This window comes from Bacillus sp. FSL K6-2865, assembly GCF_040311405.1.
Lineage (GTDB): Bacteria > Bacillota > Bacilli > Bacillales > Bacillaceae > Bacillus > Bacillus velezensis.
In genome coordinates, this window is record NZ_CP152036.1 from 1,487,889 (window position 1) to 1,506,773 (window position 18,885).

Annotated in this window: 21 protein-coding genes and 1 pseudogene; 15 read left to right on the plus strand and 7 right to left on the minus strand. The window is 44.6% G+C overall.

Annotated elements, in window-relative coordinates; all coding sequences use genetic code 11:
• Positions 1 to 16 precede the first annotated feature (16 nt).
• The 5 genes from NYE42_RS07410 (at position 17) to lpdA (ending at position 6,543) form a co-directional block, all read left to right on the plus strand.
• Positions 17 to 1,108, plus strand: coding sequence for a serine hydrolase domain-containing protein (locus NYE42_RS07410; protein ID WP_032868035.1), 1,092 nt, complete (start codon positions 17 to 19; stop codon positions 1,106 to 1,108).
• A 469-nt stretch (positions 1,109 to 1,577) separates the two neighbouring features.
• Positions 1,578 to 2,693: a pyruvate dehydrogenase (acetyl-transferring) E1 component subunit alpha gene (pdhA, locus tag NYE42_RS07415; protein WP_003154530.1), complete on the plus strand. Its 1,116-nt coding sequence runs from the start codon at positions 1,578 to 1,580 to the stop codon at positions 2,691 to 2,693.
• A 3-nt stretch (positions 2,694 to 2,696) separates the two neighbouring features.
• Complete coding sequence (pdhB, locus tag NYE42_RS07420; RefSeq protein ID WP_003154528.1) at positions 2,697 to 3,674, plus strand: pyruvate dehydrogenase complex E1 component subunit beta; 978 nt, start codon at positions 2,697 to 2,699, stop codon at positions 3,672 to 3,674.
• A 123-nt stretch (positions 3,675 to 3,797) separates the two neighbouring features.
• On the plus strand, positions 3,798 to 5,126 hold the full coding sequence (pdhC, locus tag NYE42_RS07425; RefSeq protein ID WP_012117474.1) for a pyruvate dehydrogenase complex dihydrolipoyllysine-residue acetyltransferase: 1,329 nt from the start codon (positions 3,798 to 3,800) through the stop codon (positions 5,124 to 5,126).
• Positions 5,127 to 5,130: 4 nt separating this feature from the next.
• The gene (lpdA, locus tag NYE42_RS07430; protein ID WP_007409663.1) at positions 5,131 to 6,543 is read left to right on the plus strand and encodes a dihydrolipoyl dehydrogenase; all 1,413 of its coding nucleotides are present in this window, start codon (positions 5,131 to 5,133) and stop codon (positions 6,541 to 6,543) included.
• Between the two features lie 47 nt (positions 6,544 to 6,590).
• Here the strand turns inward: lpdA and NYE42_RS07435 are convergent, their stop codons facing one another.
• On the minus strand, positions 6,591 to 6,965 hold the full coding sequence (locus NYE42_RS07435) for a hypothetical protein (RefSeq protein WP_007409664.1): 375 nt from the start codon (positions 6,963 to 6,965) through the stop codon (positions 6,591 to 6,593).
• Between the two features lie 248 nt (positions 6,966 to 7,213).
• On the opposite strand from NYE42_RS07435, the gene NYE42_RS07440 reads away from it, so the two are divergent.
• Positions 7,214 to 8,014 (plus strand): polysaccharide deacetylase family protein, encoded by an 801-nt coding sequence (locus tag NYE42_RS07440; RefSeq protein WP_007409665.1) that lies wholly within the window; start codon positions 7,214 to 7,216, stop codon positions 8,012 to 8,014.
• A gap of 113 nt (positions 8,015 to 8,127) precedes the next feature.
• Positions 8,128 to 8,247, plus strand: a complete 120-nt coding sequence (locus NYE42_RS07445) for a GapA-binding peptide SR1P (protein ID WP_003154518.1) — start codon at positions 8,128 to 8,130, stop codon at positions 8,245 to 8,247.
• A 47-nt stretch (positions 8,248 to 8,294) separates the two neighbouring features.
• On the opposite strand, the gene NYE42_RS07450 is transcribed toward NYE42_RS07445, so the two are convergent.
• A complete protein-coding gene (locus tag NYE42_RS07450) occupies positions 8,295 to 9,767 on the minus strand; it encodes an aminotransferase class I/II-fold pyridoxal phosphate-dependent enzyme (RefSeq protein WP_007409666.1) in 1,473 nt (490 codons plus the stop codon).
• A 179-nt stretch (positions 9,768 to 9,946) separates the two neighbouring features.
• Between NYE42_RS07450 and NYE42_RS07455 the strand changes: the two genes are divergently transcribed.
• Positions 9,947 to 10,213: a UPF0223 family protein gene (locus NYE42_RS07455; RefSeq protein WP_007409667.1), complete on the plus strand. Its 267-nt coding sequence runs from the start codon at positions 9,947 to 9,949 to the stop codon at positions 10,211 to 10,213.
• A 34-nt stretch (positions 10,214 to 10,247) separates the two neighbouring features.
• Here the strand turns inward: NYE42_RS07455 and NYE42_RS07460 are convergent, their stop codons facing one another.
• Complete coding sequence (locus NYE42_RS07460) at positions 10,248 to 10,880, minus strand: DUF1054 domain-containing protein (protein WP_007409668.1); 633 nt, start codon at positions 10,878 to 10,880, stop codon at positions 10,248 to 10,250.
• Positions 10,881 to 11,116: 236 nt separating this feature from the next.
• Here NYE42_RS07460 and NYE42_RS07465 point away from each other — a divergent pair, with 236 nt between their 5' ends.
• The 3 genes from NYE42_RS07465 to NYE42_RS07475 all read left to right on the plus strand — a co-directional run bounded on the left by NYE42_RS07465 (position 11,117) and on the right by NYE42_RS07475 (position 12,675).
• The gene (locus NYE42_RS07465) at positions 11,117 to 11,305 is read left to right on the plus strand and encodes a hypothetical protein (RefSeq protein WP_003154513.1); all 189 of its coding nucleotides are present in this window, start codon (positions 11,117 to 11,119) and stop codon (positions 11,303 to 11,305) included.
• 133 nt (positions 11,306 to 11,438) lie between these two features.
• Entirely contained in the window at positions 11,439 to 12,236 is a 798-nt protein-coding gene (gene suhB / locus NYE42_RS07470; RefSeq protein ID WP_007409670.1) for an inositol-1-monophosphatase, read from the plus strand.
• Positions 12,223 to 12,675, plus strand: coding sequence for a GNAT family N-acetyltransferase (locus NYE42_RS07475; protein WP_095353016.1), 453 nt, complete (start codon positions 12,223 to 12,225; stop codon positions 12,673 to 12,675). Before suhB ends, NYE42_RS07475 begins: the two co-directional genes overlap by 14 nt.
• A gap of 51 nt (positions 12,676 to 12,726) precedes the next feature.
• Here NYE42_RS07475 and NYE42_RS07480 read toward each other — a convergent pair whose 3' ends face one another.
• The gene (locus tag NYE42_RS07480) at positions 12,727 to 14,292 is read right to left on the minus strand and encodes a M4 family metallopeptidase (protein WP_007409672.1); all 1,566 of its coding nucleotides are present in this window, start codon (positions 14,290 to 14,292) and stop codon (positions 12,727 to 12,729) included.
• Positions 14,293 to 14,649: 357 nt separating this feature from the next.
• Here NYE42_RS07480 and NYE42_RS07485 point away from each other — a divergent pair.
• Positions 14,650 to 14,793: pseudogene (locus tag NYE42_RS07485) on the plus strand (sigma factor-like helix-turn-helix DNA-binding protein); the annotation flags it as partial.
• Complete coding sequence (locus NYE42_RS07490) at positions 14,790 to 15,083, plus strand: zf-HC2 domain-containing protein (RefSeq protein ID WP_007409673.1); 294 nt, start codon at positions 14,790 to 14,792, stop codon at positions 15,081 to 15,083. The pseudogene NYE42_RS07485 and the gene NYE42_RS07490, both read left to right, overlap by 4 nt.
• A 38-nt stretch (positions 15,084 to 15,121) precedes the next feature.
• Here the strand turns inward: NYE42_RS07490 and NYE42_RS07495 are convergent, their stop codons facing one another.
• Together NYE42_RS07495 and NYE42_RS07500 are read right to left on the minus strand one after the other, a co-directional pair.
• A complete protein-coding gene (locus NYE42_RS07495) occupies positions 15,122 to 15,739 on the minus strand; it encodes a hypothetical protein (protein ID WP_007409674.1) in 618 nt (205 codons plus the stop codon).
• 310 nt (positions 15,740 to 16,049) lie between these two features.
• Positions 16,050 to 16,238, minus strand: a complete 189-nt coding sequence (locus NYE42_RS07500) for a YlaF family protein (RefSeq protein ID WP_003154504.1) — start codon at positions 16,236 to 16,238, stop codon at positions 16,050 to 16,052.
• Between the two features lie 111 nt (positions 16,239 to 16,349).
• Here NYE42_RS07500 and typA point away from each other — a divergent pair, with 111 nt between their 5' ends.
• Both typA and NYE42_RS07510 read left to right on the plus strand, forming a co-directional pair.
• Positions 16,350 to 18,188, plus strand: coding sequence for a translational GTPase TypA (gene typA / locus NYE42_RS07505; protein WP_007409675.1), 1,839 nt, complete (start codon positions 16,350 to 16,352; stop codon positions 18,186 to 18,188).
• Between the two features lie 56 nt (positions 18,189 to 18,244).
• Complete coding sequence (locus NYE42_RS07510; protein WP_007611192.1) at positions 18,245 to 18,565, plus strand: YlaH-like family protein; 321 nt, start codon at positions 18,245 to 18,247, stop codon at positions 18,563 to 18,565.
• Positions 18,566 to 18,607: 42 nt separating this feature from the next.
• Here the strand turns inward: NYE42_RS07510 and NYE42_RS07515 are convergent, their stop codons facing one another.
• Entirely contained in the window at positions 18,608 to 18,817 is a 210-nt protein-coding gene (locus NYE42_RS07515; RefSeq protein ID WP_007409677.1) for a YlaI family protein, read from the minus strand.
• Between the last annotated feature and the right edge of the window lie 68 nt (positions 18,818 to 18,885).

Sequence of the window (18,885 nt, forward strand, 5' to 3'; positions counted from 1 at the left end):
ACAGGGGGAGAAAACAATGAAACAAACAATAAGCAATCCGGCATTTGATATGAAACAAATTAACGCTCTTAACGGCCATTATCAGACGATGATAGACAATGGAGATCTGCAATGTGCGAGTTATATGATGTCAAGAGGAGGTGAGGTTTTTGCAGCTGAGTCGTTAGGGGAATTTACCGGCGGACAAAAAGAAAAGCAAACATTTCAGCTTGATACAATCAGAGAAATCGGTTCTTTGACAAAAGTGTTTACCGCTGTAGCCGTCATGCAGCTCGTCGAAAAAGGTTTGCTCGATCTGAAAATGCCGGTCAAGCTCATTTTGCCAGCGTTTGATAAACCGGGTTTCGGAGAAATTAAAATTTTGCACCTTTTGACTCATACGGCGGGATTAAGTTTTGAGCTGGATATTCAAAAGGCTGAAGGCATTGACTTAACGAATGAGGAAGAATGGATAAACTATCTGGTCAGTACGCCTTTGGAGTACGGAGTGGATGAAGCATGGAACTATTCCAGAACCGGCTTTGTTATACTTGGCATCATTATTTCAAAAGTAACAGGCGTATCCTACGAACAGTATGTAACAAAGCATATTATTGAAGCGCTCGGATTAGAAAGAACGTATTTTTATGTGCCTGATACTTTAAAAGAAGAAGTTTGTGTGATCAATGAGCACGAGTGCGTACAGCTGGAAAAAAGTCATCACCCGTATTTTCCGAATAAAGCGACAAGCGGTCTGTACTCTTCGTTGCGAGATATTTGGAAGTTAGCTGAAATGTTTAGAAATAAAGGCAGATTGAAAGATAAGAAGCTGCTTGGAAGAAAAACAGTCGAAGCGATGCTGAGAAATCAAATAAAGCCCGGTCTTCCTTTTTACTTCTTCGGAGCGCCCAGAGAGGAAGGCGGCTTTGGTTTAGGCATTAATTTGTGGCCGGCCGGTGACCATTATTTCATGACAGAAGGCACCTTCTCACATCTTGGAATGGGGTGGTGCGGCATGTTTTCTGATCCAGCCGAAGATTTTACGTATGTATTTTTCACTCCGATTTCCGAGTTTCATCCTCATGCCGTGCTGACGCCGCTGAATATCGTGTGGGCGGGTATTGAATAATTGTCAAAAGCGTCGTCCCGTCTGTTCGGCAGGCGGGACGATTGCTAACTGCCCGTTTTTATCCCGCGGCATCTTTTCAAAGCCTGACCCGAAGTTAAATAACTTAATTTACTCTTTGTAATTTTTTTTAATTATAGTACAGTAGAGCATTTTTATAATACAGTTTAAAGTCTTTTATAGTACAGTTTGGCGCAATATGATCTTATGTTTTATAAGCGGTTTCAAAATGAGGTTATAAATAATTGACGGCTTTGTTTAATTACTGTAAACTATGGTTGTTGATCATATTGTACTAATAAAAAATCTTTTTTTATTAGTACAGTTTAAACGTCATTATCTTTGCTTAAGCGCTATGTGAATTTCTGAATGATTAATTTTAGAATTGCAGAGCATGATAAGACTGTTTTTAATACGGATGGCTAAACGGTATCCTAACCCTGTTAAATCAAAAGAAGAGGTGGTTTAAAAAATGGCTGCAAAGACAAAAACTTCAATTGTTGATAGCAAAAAACAATTTGATGCTATTAATAAGCAGTTTGAAACGTTCCAAATTTTAAATGCTGAAGGAGAAGTCGTAAATAAAGACGCAATGCCTGATCTTTCAGATGATCAGTTAAAGGAATTAATGAGAAGAATGGTGTATATCCGCATTTTAGACCAGCGTTCAATTTCTCTTTCCCGTCAAGGACGTTTAGGTTTCTATGCACCGACAGCGGGCCAGGAAGCTTCTCAAATTGCATCACACTTCGCGCTTGAACAGGACGACTTTATCCTTCCGGGTTATCGTGACGTTCCTCAGCTGATTTGGCACGGTCTTCCTTTACACCAGGCATTCCTGTTCTCAAGAGGCCATTTTAAAGGTAATCAGATGCCTGAGGGAGTAAATGCTTTATCACCTCAAATTATTATTGGTGCTCAAATTATCCAAACCGCAGGTGTAGCTTTAGGTCTTAAAAAGCGCGGTAAAAAAGCGGTAGCTATTACTTACACTGGTGACGGCGGAGCTTCTCAAGGTGACTTCTATGAAGGAATGAACTTTGCCGGAGCATTTAAAGCGCCAGCGATCTTCGTTGTTCAGAATAACCGCTATGCGATTTCAACTCCTGTAGAAAAGCAATCATCCGCACAGACAATTGCCCAAAAAGCAGTTGCCGTCGGTATTACAGGTGTTCAAGTAGACGGAATGGATGCACTTGCCGTTTACGCTGCAACCGCAGAAGCACGCCAGCGCGCAATTAACGGTGAAGGTCCGACTCTGATTGAAACTCTTACATTCCGTTACGGACCTCATACAATGTCCGGTGACGATCCGACTAAATATCGTACGAAAGAAATAGAAAATGAATGGGAGCAAAAAGACCCGCTCGTACGTTTCCGCAAGTTCTTGGAAAACAAAGGACTATGGTCTGAAGAAGAAGAGAACAAAGTGATTGAACAGGCCAAAGAAGAAATCAAACAAGCTATCAAAAAGGCTGACGGCGAATCAAAACCGAAAGTAACAGAGCTGATTGAGAATATGTTTGAAGAGCCGACGTTCAACTTGAAAGAACAACTTGAAATTTACAAAGCGAAGGAGTCGAAGTAAGCCATGGCGCAAATGACAATGATTCAAGCGATCACTGATGCGTTACGCACAGAACTGAAAAACAATGAAAACGTTCTGCTTTTCGGGGAAGATGTAGGCGTTGCCGGAGGCGTATTCCGTGCAACTGAAGGCCTTCAAAAAGAATTCGGTGAGGACCGCGTATTTGACACGCCGCTTGCTGAATCCGGTATCGGCGGTCTCGCTCTCGGTTTAGGCCTGCAAGATTACCGTCCTGTTATGGAAATCCAATTCTTCGGATTCGTATATGAAGTAATGGATTCAATCTCAGGACAAATGGCTCGTCTCCGCTACCGTTCCGGCGGACGCTGGACTTCTCCGGTGACAATCCGCTCTCCATTCGGCGGAGGGGTTCATACACCTGAACTTCACGCTGACAGTTTGGAAGGCCTTATCGCTCAGCAGCCGGGTATTAAAGTTGTTATCCCATCCACTCCTTACGATGCAAAAGGACTGTTGATTGCCTCTATCAGAGACAATGATCCGGTTGTTTTCTTAGAGCATATGAAACTTTACCGTTCTTTCCGTCAGGAAGTTCCTGAGGAGGAATACACAATTGAGCTTGGCAAAGCTGATGTGAAACGCGAAGGTACTGACCTTTCTATCATCACATACGGCGCGATGGTTCATGAGTCGCTTAAGGCTGCTGAAGAGCTTGAAAAAGAAGGCGTTTCTGCTGAAGTTATCGACCTTCGCACTGTAAGTCCGCTTGATATTGATACGATTATTGCTTCTGTTGAAAAAACAGGCCGCGCAATTGTCGTGCAAGAAGCTCAAAAACAAGCCGGCATCGCTGCCAACGTTGTAGCTGAAATCAATGACCGCGCGATTCTGAGCCTGGAAGCTCCGGTTCTGCGTGTTGCGGCGCCTGATACAGTATTTCCTTTCTCGCTTGCTGAGAGCGTATGGCTTCCAAACCATAAAGACGTTCTTGAAACTGCGAAAAAAGTTCTTGAATTTTAATCAGGCATCATAAAAGACGGTAAAGAGAGTCCTTTTCTCTTATATGAAGGAGTCTGTTTACTAGGTTCAATGCTTGCGAATGCATAACTAAAATTTGCTTAATCAACTAGGAGGTCGAAAACTGTGGCATTTGAATTTAAACTTCCGGATATCGGGGAAGGTATCCACGAAGGCGAAATCGTAAAATGGTTTGTTAAGCCGAACGACGAGGTAGAAGAAGACGATGTTCTGGCTGAAGTGCAAAATGATAAAGCAGTGGTAGAAATTCCTTCACCTGTTAAAGGAAAAGTATTAGAATTAAAAGTTGAAGAGGGAACAGTTGCAACTGTTGGACAAACGATTATTACGTTTGACGCACCTGGTTACGAAGATCTTCAATTTAAAGGAAGCCATGATTCAGGAGATGCGAAAACTGAAGCTCAAGTTCAGTCGTCTGCTGAAGCAGGGCAGGATATCTCTAAAGAAGAGACTCCTAAAGAGCCTGCAAAAGAAACCGGCGCAGGACAGCAGGACCAAGTGGAAGCTGATCCGAACAAACGCGTGATCGCGATGCCTTCCGTACGCAAATATGCCCGTGAAAAAGGCGTGGATATCCGTAAAGTAACAGGTTCAGGCAATAACGGACGTGTTGTAAAAGAAGATATCGACAGCTTTGCAAATGGAGGAGCGGCTCAAGAAGCGGCACCGCAAGAAACAGCTGCACCTCAGGAAACAGCTAAACCTGCAGCGGCTCAGGCTCCTGAAGGCGAATTCCCTGAAACACGCGAAAAAATGAGCGGTATCCGTAAAGCGATCGCGAAAGCAATGGTGAACTCTAAGCATACTGCACCGCACGTAACTCTTATGGATGAAGTTGACGTAACAAATCTTGTTGCTCACCGCAAACAGTTCAAACAAGTTGCTGCTGATCAAGGCATCAAGCTGACTTATCTGCCTTACGTCGTCAAAGCATTAACATCCGCTTTGAAAAAATTCCCTGTTTTAAACACATCTATTGATGATAAAACAGATGAAGTGATCCAAAAACATTACTTCAACATCGGAATTGCAGCGGATACCGAAAAAGGCCTGCTTGTGCCGGTAGTGAAAAATGCCGACCGTAAAGCCGTTTTCGAAATCTCTGATGAAATCAACAGCCTTGCTACAAAAGCGCGTGAAGGCAAGCTTGCACCTGCGGAAATGAAAGGCGCTTCTTGCACGATCACAAATATCGGTTCTGCCGGAGGCCAATGGTTCACACCGGTTATCAACCATCCAGAGGTTGCGATTCTCGGTATCGGCCGTATTGCTGAAAAAGCAATCGTCCGTGACGGTGAAATTGTAGCTGCTCCTGTCTTAGCTCTTTCTCTCAGCTTTGACCACCGTATGATTGACGGAGCAACTGCACAAAATGCGTTAAACCACATCAAGCGTTTACTGAACGATCCACAACTTATTTTAATGGAGGCGTAATGTTATGGTAGTAGGAGATTTCCCTATTGAAACAGATACTCTTGTGATTGGTGCGGGACCCGGCGGCTATGTAGCTGCCATCCGCGCTGCTCAGCTTGGACAAAAAGTAACAGTCGTTGAAAAAGCAACTCTTGGAGGCGTTTGTCTGAACGTCGGCTGTATTCCTTCAAAAGCGCTCATCAATGCAGGCCATCGTTACGAGAATGCAAAACATTCAGATGACATGGGGATCACTGCTGAGAACGTAACGGTTGACTTTACAAAAGTCCAAGAATGGAAAGCTTCTGTTGTAAATAAGCTTACCGGCGGTGTTGCAGGTCTTTTAAAAGGAAATAAAGTGGATGTTATAAAAGGGGAAGCTTATTTCGTAGACAGCAACTCTGTCCGTGTAATGGATGAGAACTCTGCGCAAACATACACATTTAAAAACGCAATCATTGCTACCGGTTCTCGCCCTATCGAATTGCCAAACTTCAAATATAGCGAACGCGTTCTGAACTCTACAGGCGCACTTGCGCTTAAAGAAATTCCGAAAAAGCTCGTTGTTATCGGCGGCGGATATATCGGTACTGAGCTTGGAACAGCGTATGCGAACTTCGGAACTGAATTGGTTATTTTAGAAGGCGGAGATGAAATTCTTCCTGGCTTCGAAAAACAAATGAGTTCTCTCGTTACCCGCAGACTGAAGAAAAAAGGCAACGTTGAAATCCATACAAGCGCCATGGCTAAAGGCGTTGAGGAAAGACCTGACGGCGTAACAGTTACATTCGAAGTAAAAGGCGAAGAAAAAACGGTTGATGCTGATTACGTATTAATCACTGTCGGACGCCGTCCGAACACTGATGAGCTCGGCCTTGAGCAAGTCGGTATCGAAATGACTGACCGCGGTGTCATTAAAACAGACAAGCAGTGCCGCACAAACGTACCGAACATTTACGCAATCGGTGACATCATTGACGGACCTCCGTTGGCTCACAAAGCGTCTTACGAAGGTAAAATCGCTGCGGAAGCTATTTCAGGAGAGCCGGCTGAAATCGATTACCTCGGTATTCCGGCGGTTGTATTCTCTGAGCCTGAACTGGCTTCTGTCGGTTACACTGAAGCACAGGCGAAAGAAGAAGGCATTGAAGTCGTTGCAGCTAAGTTCCCGTTTGCAGCAAACGGACGTGCGCTGTCTCTTAACGAAACTGACGGCTTCATGAAGCTGATCACTCGTAAAGAAGACGGTCTTGTAATCGGTGCGCAAATTGCCGGCGCAAGCGCTTCTGACATGATTTCTGAATTGAGCCTGGCGATCGAAGGCGGAATGACTGCTGAAGATATCGCAATGACAATTCACGCTCACCCGACATTGGGCGAAATCACTATGGAAGCTGCCGAAGTAGCAATCGGAAGCCCGATCCATATCGTGAAATAATAATGTAACAAAGAAACAGCCCCCGTTTGTAAAAGCGGGGGCTGTTTTTATTGTGCAAGCACATGCTGCATAGGTTTGATGATATCCTCTTTTTTCTTTACGGATCCCTCAATCTTCATGACCACATGCCGATGATTGATCACCATCAGCGCAGGGAACGTGTTGATTTCCTCTTCCCATCCCTTTCTGTTGTCATAAACCTTCATTTGATCGACATGATGGGGATATTTCTTTTCTAAATCAAGAATCGCATCGTAATAAGGCACTTCTTTATCTATATGATTTTCATCGGAAAAAAACAAGATTTGAGTGTGATGAATGCTGTCGATCCGGTTTTTTGTGAATGGACTGACAGTAGAAACCGAACAGCTTGACAGAACGAACAGCATCAAAAAAAAGGGAATCACCGTACGGTAGCGCATCTATCTTACTCCTCTGTTTTATATAATATATTGGTTCATCCATTTATAAGGACTATATCAAGTGTATCACGAGAGGTGAAAAACCTAAGGCTTGTTACTGAATTGTTATATAATTGAAACCGTTTTTAATGAAGAAATAATACGTGTGACAACTTGCGCAGCCGATGTGTAAAAAAGGCACATTGTTTTTCGTGAGAGCGCTGTTTTTTCGTTATACTGGGAGCAAAACCATATCAGGAGGGATTGTCATGTATAAAGCCGCTGCAGCCGTCATATGTATGTGCTTACTCGCCGGCTGCCAATCAAATGAAAAGATGCAAACAAACAAACCCCATTCTCAAGCCGCGGCCAATCATGCCAAACGGGAAAACCACCATACAAAAGAGGAAAAACAGAAAAAACAGAAGGCGGAGCCCCGTTACTATATCAATCCGAAAAGCTTTTCTGTGGAAAAAATGGATGAACAGAAAGAGAAAAAACCGATCGCATTGGTAACGATCGATGACGCGCCTGATCAGCATGCCGCTGAGATTGCGGACAAACTGCACGATCTCAATGCGTCAGCGATCTTTTTTGTAAACGGACATTTTTTGAAAAAAGATGAAAATAAGAAAGCGCTTAAGCATATTCATGAGTTAGGTTTTATGATCGGAAATCATACAATGACTCATCAAAACTTAAAAGATCTTTCCGAACAAAAACAACGGGAAGAAATCATTGGCGTCAATAAAGCGGTTGAAAAGGTAATAGGAGAGAAACCCGCATTTTTCAGGGCGCCTTTCGGAAGCAATACGGACTACAGTGACAGACTTATAAAAAAAGAAGGTATGGTGAAAATGAACTGGACCTTCGGGTATGATTGGGATCAGAAATATCAATCCAAAAAAGCGCTTACCGATATCACACTGAACAGTCCTTATCTGCGGGACGGGGCCAACATATTGATGCATGACCGGAAATGGACGGCGGAAGCCATGCCGGACATTGTAAAAGGATTGCGTCATAAAGGATATACTGTGATTGACCCTCGAGCTATAAAAAGACCGTAAAAAATAAATGTGTTATACAATTTATCAGTTGACATATTAAATGTGACATAATAATATAATAACAACAAGTGAAAATTAAGCGTTTTCAAATTCTGAGAAATGGGGAATGACAGATGGGTACAATTGTTTGCCAAGACTGTAACGAAGCGATTCATTACTTTGAGGATGAGAAGGTCACGACGTTATACGGAACATGCTGCGGACAATGCCAGTGTCATCTTGAAGAAGAGTAAAAAGCGTAAAAAGGCCCGAAACGATTTCGTTTCGGGCTTCTTTATGTTTATTGGATGGCTTTTTGCTCTTTGATGACTCTGATCATTTCAAGCGTTGCATCTTCGGGACCCTGCACAGGAAGGCCGGCGTCCAAGTTTTTAAAAATGTAGCTGATATTTTCTTCAGTAATGATCTCACCCGGAATAAAGATCGGAATTCCCGGCGGGTACACCATGACAAACTCTGCGATGATCCGTCCTGCGGATTCTTTTAACGGAATGACTTCCGTATTTGCGTAAAACGCGTCTCTTGGCGTCATCGCTAGCAGAGGAATTTCAGGAAGCAGAACTTCGGTTTGCTGATGAGCATAGTCATTGTCGGAAGCCTGCTTTGAAATGTCTGTAAGCGCGCTTACAAGACGGTCGGCATCTCCCGCTCTGTCGCCGGGGGTGAAAATACATAAAATATTATACAAATCGGACAGCTCGACTTCGATATTATATGATTCGCGGAGCCATTTTTCAACGTCATGACCCGTCAGTCCGAGGTTTTTGACCGAAATGATTAATTTAGTCGGATCATAACTGAATGCAGCTTTAGACCCTGTGATTTCTTCGCCGACACAGCGGATGCCTTCAATTTGATTGAGGCGTTTCCGTGTCTGATCCGCCAGCAGAATCGTATCTTCAAGAAGGTCGCGGCCTTCTGTAGCGAGGCGTTTTCTTGCGACATCAAGTGAAGCGAGAAGCAGATAGGATGTTGACGTTGTCGTCAGCATGCTTAAAATCGACTGTACTCTTTCTTTGGAAACAAGACCTTCTCTCACATTTAAAATGGAGCTCTGCGTCAGGGAGCCTCCCAATTTGTGCACGCTAGTAGCTGCCATATCAGCGCCCGCCTGCATGGCGGACAGAGGAAGCTTATCATGAAAATGAATATGCACGCCGTGCGCTTCATCGACAAGCACAGGCACATCGAAAGAATGCGCGAGCTTTACAATGCTGCTCAAGTCAGCTGCCACACCGAAGTACGTCGGATTTATGACAAGCAGGCCTTTTGCGTCAGGGTGCTCCGTCAAAGCCCGCTCGGCGGACTCAAGCGTAATGCCGTGAGAAATTCCGAGCTCATCGTCAATTTCCGGGTGAATAAAAATCGGCACCGCTCCGGAAAATACAATGGCCGACATAATGGATTTATGAACGTTTCTAGGGATGATGATTTTATCTCCGGGTCCGCATACGGCCATGACCATCGTCATAATGGCGCCGCTCGTCCCTTGTACGGAAAAGAAGGTATGGTCTGCGCCGAATGCTCGAGCGGCCAGATCCTGGGCTTCTTTAATGATGCCCTTTGGCGCATGTAAATCATCCAGGGGTTCGATATTAATTAAATCTATGCTTAACGCGTTTTCTCCGATAAATTGTCTGAATTCCGGATCCATTCCCGCGCCTTTTTTATGGCCCGGAATGTGGAATTGGACAGGCTGTCTGTCCGCGTGCTTTTTCAGTCCGCTGTACAGGGGTGTTTCATGTTGCGGCAATTGTTTTCCCACCTTTATCATAATACCTACGGATTAGTTTGTATTACATTCAGTTTTATTACCCGTTTTTTAAACGTAAAACAAATGAATTATATTATGAACTTGAAAGAAAGTAAAGAACAATTTATGATCTATGGAAGATGCTTATTTTGAGCATGATTATAAAGGAGTGAAGACATTTGGAATATCAATATCCGATGAATGAGGACTGGACGACAGAGGAGGCCGTGGATGTCATTGCTTTTTTTCAGCAGGTGGAAAACGCCTATGAAAAAGGAGCTGACCGAGACAGACTTCTGAATGCGTACCGCCGCTTTAAAGAAATCGTTCCCGGGAAAGCGGAGGAAAAGAAAATCTGCAGCCAATTTGAAGCTGACAGCACCTATTCCCCGTATCGGACTGTGAAACAGGCGAAACAATCAGATCAAGCGATTATCAAAATGTAGACAAAGCGAGCCGGCAATCGGCCCGCTTTTTATGTTATGAGACTTTCTGAGTCAGTGTGTATAAAAAGGAAAGCTTCCTAAAAGCATCTTCAATGGTTTGCAGGAATTCATTGTTGTTCATGTTGATCACGTCTTCTTTTTGCAGCTGAATGCCGCACAAAAGCTCTGCTTTTTTCACTGTCTGCAGGCGTTCAAATAATGTTTTCAGCTGCTCCTGATCCATGTCGGACTGCTTGTACGCCCCTGGCTTCGTATGATCCGGCGACCATACAAAATGACCGGGAATCTGTTTTGTGATGTCCTCCTGCTTCGCTTCCAGCAATCTGCCGTATTCCTCTTTTATCGGAGATTCATAAATGATGGCAAACCATACAAACATATGAGTGTCCCATAAACCGATCTGAAAGTGAGGGAGTTTCTTATACCCGCGTTTGCTGTTGGCAAAGGCAACCCAGCTGTCAGCCGGCGGGTTGACAGATCTTCTCGCGTGCTTGGCGACATGCGGGAACATTTCATCGCCTGTCAATGCTGACAATGTCGGTGCGAAATGCTCTCCTAACAAGGTCAGCTTCGGACGGACTTGTTCTTTTAACACCTCCATGCGCGGATCTAAACCTTCTATTGTAAATGTATCGAAGTCTTCTTTTGTAAAACGCATCTGAGTCATCTTTTTCCTCCTTATCGTAAGTATTCATATTTTACCACAGCCGCCGCCGGCCGCAAAAACATTGAGAACGTTTGAACCGAGAGGATTGGTGGTAAAAAACGAATAGGTAAACACACAATTTTAAGAATGTTGTTACAGCCGAATATAAGTTTCCATACGATATAAGAAGTATCATTAATAAATTGGAAAAATGGGATGCTTTTTTAACAAATGATCTCTGGAAGGGGCGAAAGACAATGAGGCAAGTGGTGAAGGAAGGATTCAGGGAGGAAAAAAATAACCGTGTAGCTGTCTGGAGACTAGAGGTTGATTATGAATTGGCAACCCTGTATGAGGCCATGCAAAAAGAGAATGAAGATCAAATCGATCTCAGCAAAAGAAAACTGGAACGTCTCAGAAAAGAATGGATTCGGCTTAACGGATAAAGAATAGTAAAAACGAACCGCAGGAAATGGTTCGTTTTTACGTGAGAAGGCATTTTTTTCATTTTCCTTGCTTTTTCATCGCCTTTATCAGTATGCTATAGAATAAGCTATACATAGAAAAGAGGTACACGGTATGACAAATTGGACGGAAATTGATGATATCGCAAAACAATGGGTAAAAGAAGCCGGAACGAGAATCAGACAATCCATGCAGGAAAGCTTGACGATTGAAACAAAATCAAATCCGAATGATTTAGTCACAAATATTGATAAAGAGACGGAGCGCTTTTTCATTGACCGTATACAGGGAACTTTTCCCGGACACCGGATTCTCGGAGAAGAAGGGCAGGGGGATAAACTCCGCTCCCTTGACGGAATCGTCTGGATCATTGATCCGATTGACGGAACGATGAATTTTGTCCATCAAAAGCGGCATTTCGCGATCTCCATCGGCATCTTTGAAGACGGAAAAGGCAAAATCGGCTTAATTTATGATGTGATGCAGGACGAGCTGTATCACGCCTTCAGTGGAAAAGGGGCTTATCTGAACGACACGCCGCTTGCTCCTTTAAAAGAAGCTTCCATTGAAGAAGCCATTATTGCAATCAATGCCACATGGGTGACGGAAAACAGAAGGATTGACCCGAGTATTTTGGCGCCGCTCGTAAAACGGGTCAGAGGAACGCGTTCCTACGGCTCGGCGGCACTTGAGCTCGCCAGTGTTGCGGCCGGCCGCATTGACGCATACATTACGATGAGGCTCGCGCCGTGGGATTACGCTGCCGGCTGCGTGCTGCTGAACGAAGTCGGGGGCATTTACACGACCACAGACGGCGAACCGTTTACGTTTTTAGACAACCACAGCGTGCTTGCGGGCAATCCGGCAATACATAAAATTATCTTTGACGACTATTTACATGCTGACAGGTAGAGATTTTGAAGAAGAAGATCTCGGGTTTCTGGAGCAGCTGGCGGCTGCACACCCGGTGTGGAAAAACGAAGAGTTCGGAACAAAAAATGCGGCGGAGTTTATGCTTGCATACTCCATGTACAATGGAACGTGGCTCGTATGGGAGATTGACGGCGCTCCTGCCGCCGTCAGTTTTCATTTGGAATGGGCGCCTTCAAACGGAAAACCGTGGCTCGGAACCGTGGCCGTCGCTCCGGAGGCAAAAGAGAAAGGAATCGGACGCGCGGTCATTGAAGAGATTGCGGGCCGGCTGAGAGGGGAGCATAAAGCGATGTTTTCAGCCGTTCCCCTGGACAGGCATGAATGGGTTTTGTTTTTAAGCCAATGCGGCTTTGAACAGCTTAAGCTTGAAAAAGACGATCGGGAAAAGACATATATGATCATGGTGAAGCCATTGTGAAATGTTTCGGATATAAAAAAGAGACCGGATTTCTCCGGTCTCTTTTCTTGTTTACAAGCCGACCGCATTCCAGGCCGCTTCTACGCTTGCAGCGTCTTGAGAGCCGTAAAGGTCCCGCGCTGATTGAATCAAAGCTGCTTTTGCATCTTTAAAGTTTGATGACGGAGTGAGATATACCGTTAGTGCGCGATAGTAAATCTGCTCCGCTTTTTTCACGCCGATTTTTGTAATCGTGTTGTAAGCGGCTTTGTTCGGAATTCCGCTGTTTGTATGCACGCCGCCGTAGTCGCCGGCATCAGTGTTCGGAAGGTTTTGGTAATTTTTGTAATGGTCGGGCTGTCCGTATTTTGTCGGAGTGGATAAACTGCGGAGAGCCGGCTGGCTGACCGTAATATCTTCACCGATATCCCAGTCCTCAGTATCATTGAAGTATCCGAATACATCAGAGAAGGATTCGTTTAAAGCGCCCGGCTGATTTTCATAGTTCAGGTTGGCTGTTTCCTGTGTAACACCGTGTGTCATTTCATGGGCCGTTACGTCCATTGAACCGGAAAGAGGCGAGAAGAATGAGCCGTCACCGTCACCGTAAATCATTTGGTCGCCGATCCAGGCCGCGTTATTGTATTTGCTGCCGTAATGAACGGAAGATACGATTTTGCCGCCTTTATTGTCGTAACTGTTGCGTTTAAACGTCTGATAGAAATAATCGTACACTTTGCCGAGATTGTAATGCGCATCAACGGCAGCGCGCTGAGAAGAAGTTGTGAACTGGTTGGTAGTGCTTGATACGAGCGTGCCCGGCAGGTTATACTGTCGGTTTTGCAGATCGTACGTAATAATTTGCGTTCCGGTAGGTTTAGAAAGATCGCGCATTACATATTTGCCGCTTTCAGAAGAAATATTTAATGAGACCGTTTTTCCTTTAAGAGTCGTACCTGTTCCGGTTGCAGCGGCATGCTCCACTTTGTTTTGCTTTTTCAGGACTTTCCCTGTCTCCGCATCAACGGTTACTTCCCAGTTAGCTGGTTCCGGTTCGATGTAGCGGATGGTTACATCATAGGCGAGGCGGTATTTACCGTCTTTTGTGGCCGCTGCTTTCAGCTCGGCTTTGTTTTTGTTTGCAACGTTGCCGTTAGAGACGGCTTCAGGTGATTTGCCGATTGCTTTAAAAGCATGATCCAGCGCCTGATTTGCAGATAATTTTTTGCTGTTTGCCGTTTTGGCAGAAGCATCGTTGTTTAATTCACCGTTAATCGCATAGACATTGTTGGATTTATCGACGTGAATAATGACTTGCGAGTCTTTCACAGGCACACCGTTAACGACAGGCACATAACGGAAGTGCTTGTAGCCGAGATCATCAGTCGTGTGGTCAATCAGCTTCAGTCTCTCGGAAGGGTTGCCTTTGAAGACTTTGCCGTTTTGTTTCAAGTATTGCTTGATTGCTTTGTCACTGACTGAAGGCAATTCAGATTGCACCAAAGAATGCTTCGGCACAAAGTTCGTCAGGTTTTCTTTAAGCTGAGGATTCTCAGCGGCCTGAACACCCGGAAGACTGATAGTTAAACTCATAAAGGAAGCGGCGACAGCAACAGACAATTTCTTACCTAAACCCACAATAAATCCCCCTTTTTGAAAATAATGAAAACTTATATTGTTATAATAAACCAGCATTCTCTCATTCTGCAATATAAAACTAGACTCCGCTGATGAATTGATAGAATCGTCCCGGAAAGGCTTCCGGCGGCCGGCATCGGGGGATAAGCCGAGAGGCACGTGTTGAATCAGACATGAGTCGAATGATGCGATTTATTCTGAAAAAAATGACAAATGAAGTCGGGAAAAATGATAGGGGAAAAATGTTCCGATCTGTAAAACTTTTTTTATAGCCGTTTGTCTAAACGGGTGAGGCCTTAATAAACGAAAAGGATTGTTTCAGATGTCAGAGATTTTCAGTCATTTTATTCAGCATTTCGACAGGTATTTCAAGAGCTGTCTTACGAAGAGATTGCTGATGTTTTGGACTGGAGTCTTTCGAAGGTGAAGAGCACCCTGTACAGGGCGAGAATGCAGCTGAAACAGCACTTGGCGGAAAAAAGGAAGGACGGACAGATATGACTTGCTGTTTAGTGAGAGATTTACTCCCTTTATATATTGAAGGCGATTGTGAAACAGAAACGGAGCGATTTATTTCCCGTCATCTTGAATCATGCGGTAAGTGCGGGAGTTTATATCATATGATGAAGGAGCCGCTTGACCTCGGCAGCCCTGAGATGAAGGCGCCAGCCTGTTATGCAGAAGAAGAAAGGCGGTTTAAGGAACGGTATTACGGGAAGCTGCTGATAAAAGCAGCCTGTTTGTTCGGTGCTGTTTTCTTTATCATGTTGATCCTTAAACTGCTGATTTAAAAAAACGCCCGGCTGAATGACCGGGCGTTTTAATCCGTTTACTCAGCCGGATGAAAGGCTGTATAAATGCCTTCAAGCAATTCCTGGGGCAGTGAATTAAAGAATCCGGCACACAGCTTTGCTTCTTTTTTTCCTGCTCCTGCTTTTTCAGCAAGTTCCTGATCAAATGTATACACACCGTCTTCTTCAATCAGCGCAGATTGAAGGATATGAAGACTTTGGGAAAAAGCGGTGAACAGCTGATCAACGATAAGGGCCTCTTTTTCCGTAAAGCCAAGCTCCACCGCTTTTTCTTTATTAAATGTATATTCGCCGTCCGTTTTCTCAATACATTGGGAAAGTACGGTTAAAAATTCGGTTGAACTGTCCCACAGCTTTTGAATGATCTGGGCTTGTTCTTGATCTAATCCCAATTCAACCGCTTTTTTACCGTCAAAATAATAGACACCGTCTTTTTCGTAAATCGATTGGCTGATGATGTCTAAAAGCTTTGCCGCGTCTTCCGGTGTTTTCTCTGCGGAAGCCTCCAGGGCATGCGGTTCATTTGCCTGAATCGTTTTTGCGCCGGCAGAATCAAGCGGACTGAATGCAAGCAAGGCGGCTGAGGCGGTTGCGGCGGCAGTTACAGCGGTTTTCTTCAAAAAAGATGTTTTCATTTCGTTCTCTCCTTGTCATGTGTATTTGCTTACAGCCACAAGTATAAAAAGACAATGATGGAATTGAAATAGGAGGTATGGTATTTTCTGCATAACGATGCCGGACTATTTCAGACTGCATATTCTGAGGGAATCTGCTGATGTAACTAGAATGGGAGCTGTCATTTCCGGCTTCCTGACTAGGCGGCGGGGGAGATAAGCCTTACATCTGGAGCCTGTTTTGAGGATATAAAAAAGCCTGAATCTTTGATTCAGGCTTCATAAGATATTGTCTTTCCATGTTTACGGAATTTTGCAAAGGGTCATGCTTTTAATCAAGCAGTCCCTGTTCGCGCATTTTTTTCTTTACGGTGAAACCGCTTCCCATCATGGCGATAACGAGAACAATGCTTCCGATGATGCCCCATGCGCTTTTCTCAGCGATTGATACGCCGATCAGCATCATGCTGAAGACTGCTGCGAATGCAAATAATAATAAGAGCCAATTCAATTTTTTCATATTTCCATCCCCTTTAACGTCATACTTTCAGTTTACAGAAAAACGTAACGCTTTTAAAGAGGATGTGTGGTATAATATGAAAGTTATCTAATTTTTTTAGGAGATGAAAATGTGAAACTTCGAAACGATCTTCGCAACATCGCGATTATTGCCCACGTTGACCATGGGAAAACGACTTTGGTAGACCAATTGCTTCACCAAGCCGGAACATTCCGTGCCAACGAAAATATTGCCGAACGCGCAATGGATTCAAACGATCTTGAACGTGAACGCGGTATTACAATTCTTGCGAAAAATACTGCGATTAACTATAAAGATACACGCATTAATATTTTGGACACTCCGGGACACGCCGACTTCGGCGGAGAGGTAGAACGGATTATGAAAATGGTTGACGGCGTTCTGTTAGTCGTTGACGCATATGAAGGCTGCATGCCGCAAACCCGTTTCGTACTGAAAAAAGCCCTTGAGCAGAACTTAAATCCGGTTGTCGTCGTAAACAAAATCGACCGTGATTTCGCCCGCCCGGAAGAAGTCATTGATGAAGTGCTTGATTTGTTCATCGAGCTTGACGCAAACGAACAACAGCTTGAGTTCCCTGTCGTCTACGCTTCTGCGATTAACGGAACGGCAAGTCTGGATCCGAAAAAGCAGGACGAAAATATGGAATCACTGTATGAAACGATTCTTGAACATGTCCCTGCCCCGGTAGATAACGCCGAAGAGCCTCTTCAATTCCAAGTGGCGCTGCTTGATTACAATGATTATGTCGGCCGTATCGGTATCGGACGCGTTTTCCGCGGCACGATGAAAGTGGGTCAGCAGGTTTCATTGATGAAACTTGACGGAACGGTAAAATCATTCCGCGTAACGAAAATCTTCGGTTTCCAAGGATTGAAACGCGTGGAAATTGAAGAAGCGAGAGCGGGAGACCTCGTTGCCGTTTCGGGCATGGAAGACATCAACGTCGGTGAAACGGTTTGTCCGGCTGACCACCATGAGCCGCTGCCGGTTCTGCGCATTGATGAGCCTACGCTCCAAATGACATTTGTCGTAAACAACAGCCCGTTTGCAGGCCGTGAAGGCAAATATGTCACAGCCCGCAAAATTGAAGAGCGTCTGAACGCGCAGCTTCAAACAGACGTCAGTCTTCGTGTCGAACCGACTGCATCACCTGACGCATGGGTTGTTTCAGGACGCGGTGAGCTTCACCTGTCCATTTTAATTGAAAACATGCGCCGTGAAGGCTATGAGCTTCAAGTGTCTAAACCTGAAGTTATCATTAAGGAAATCGACGGCGTAAGCTGCGAGCCTGTTGAGCGCGTACAGATTGACGTGCCTGAAGAGCATACCGGTTCTGTTATGGAATCAATGGGTGCGAGAAAAGGCGAAATGCTTGATATGATTAATAACGGAAACGGCCAGGTCCGCCTGATCTTTACCGTACCTTCACGCGGACTCATCGGCTATTCTACTGAGTTTCTGTCACTGACACGCGGGTTCGGTATCCTGAACCACACGTTTGACAGCTATCAGCCGATGCAAAAAGGCCAAGTCGGAGGCCGACGTCAGGGTGTGCTCGTTTCCATGGAAAACGGAAAAGCGACATCTTACGGAATTCAAGGTATTGAAGACCGCGGCGTCATCTTCGTTGAGCCTGGAACAGAAGTATATGAAGGCATGATTGTCGGCGAACATAACCGTGACAATGACCTTGTCGTCAATGTCAGCAAAATGAAACAGCAGACAAACGTCCGTTCCGCTACGAAGGATCAAACGACTACGATTAAAAAAGCGCGCATTATGTCGCTTGAAGAATCACTCGAGTACTTAAACGAAGATGAATACTGTGAAGTAACGCCGGAATCCATCCGTTTAAGAAAGAAAATCCTGAATAAAAACGAACGTGAAAAAGCGGCGAAAAAGAAAAAAACAGCAGGAATGTCTTAATCACTTGCAGAATTTGAAGAGGTAGAACCCGAACGGAAAAGGGGAGGGGGATCCTTTTGAATGAAGTAAGTGAACGGCTGTCGTTCTTTGCGGCTCTTTACCAAGTGGATGAGCATCCGCTGACGGGAATGTGGCTGTTATACGGAACGATCGTCGTGCTTTCAGTGATTGTATTTAAACTCGGCTTTGCCAAACGGCTGCCGGTGTTGAAGGCTGCGGCAGTTTATCTCTTTCTCGTGCTCGGCTGCACCGTACTGACTTTTTTCGGTGTGTTTCTGCCGGTCGGAGAAGGGCTTGTTGTCGCCGCTTTGATTTTGATCGTTTACAAAATCCGTCTGCACCAGTCCAAAAAAAGCCAGTCAGCTAAACCGCAATAAAAAAATGACCATGCCTTCCGGCGGGTCATTTTTTTATTCGGTTTATTTTTTCAGTTTATCTTTTTTCGCTTTTTGTCCGGGATGAAAGGAAAAATGTCCGGTATTCAGCCGTGCCTCCGTTTTGACTTTGATTCGGTCATGGCATTCCCGGCACATATATGTATGAATCGGACGATTGCGGAGGCGTTTGGCTGTCAGTGTTTCATCATCAATTTGTTCGATTTTGTCGCAAATGGAACATTTTACTCTCATTGATTTTTCACCTCTTTCACTATGACAAGCATTATATCATGGATGCCCCTCCTGCCAAAGGGAAAGAA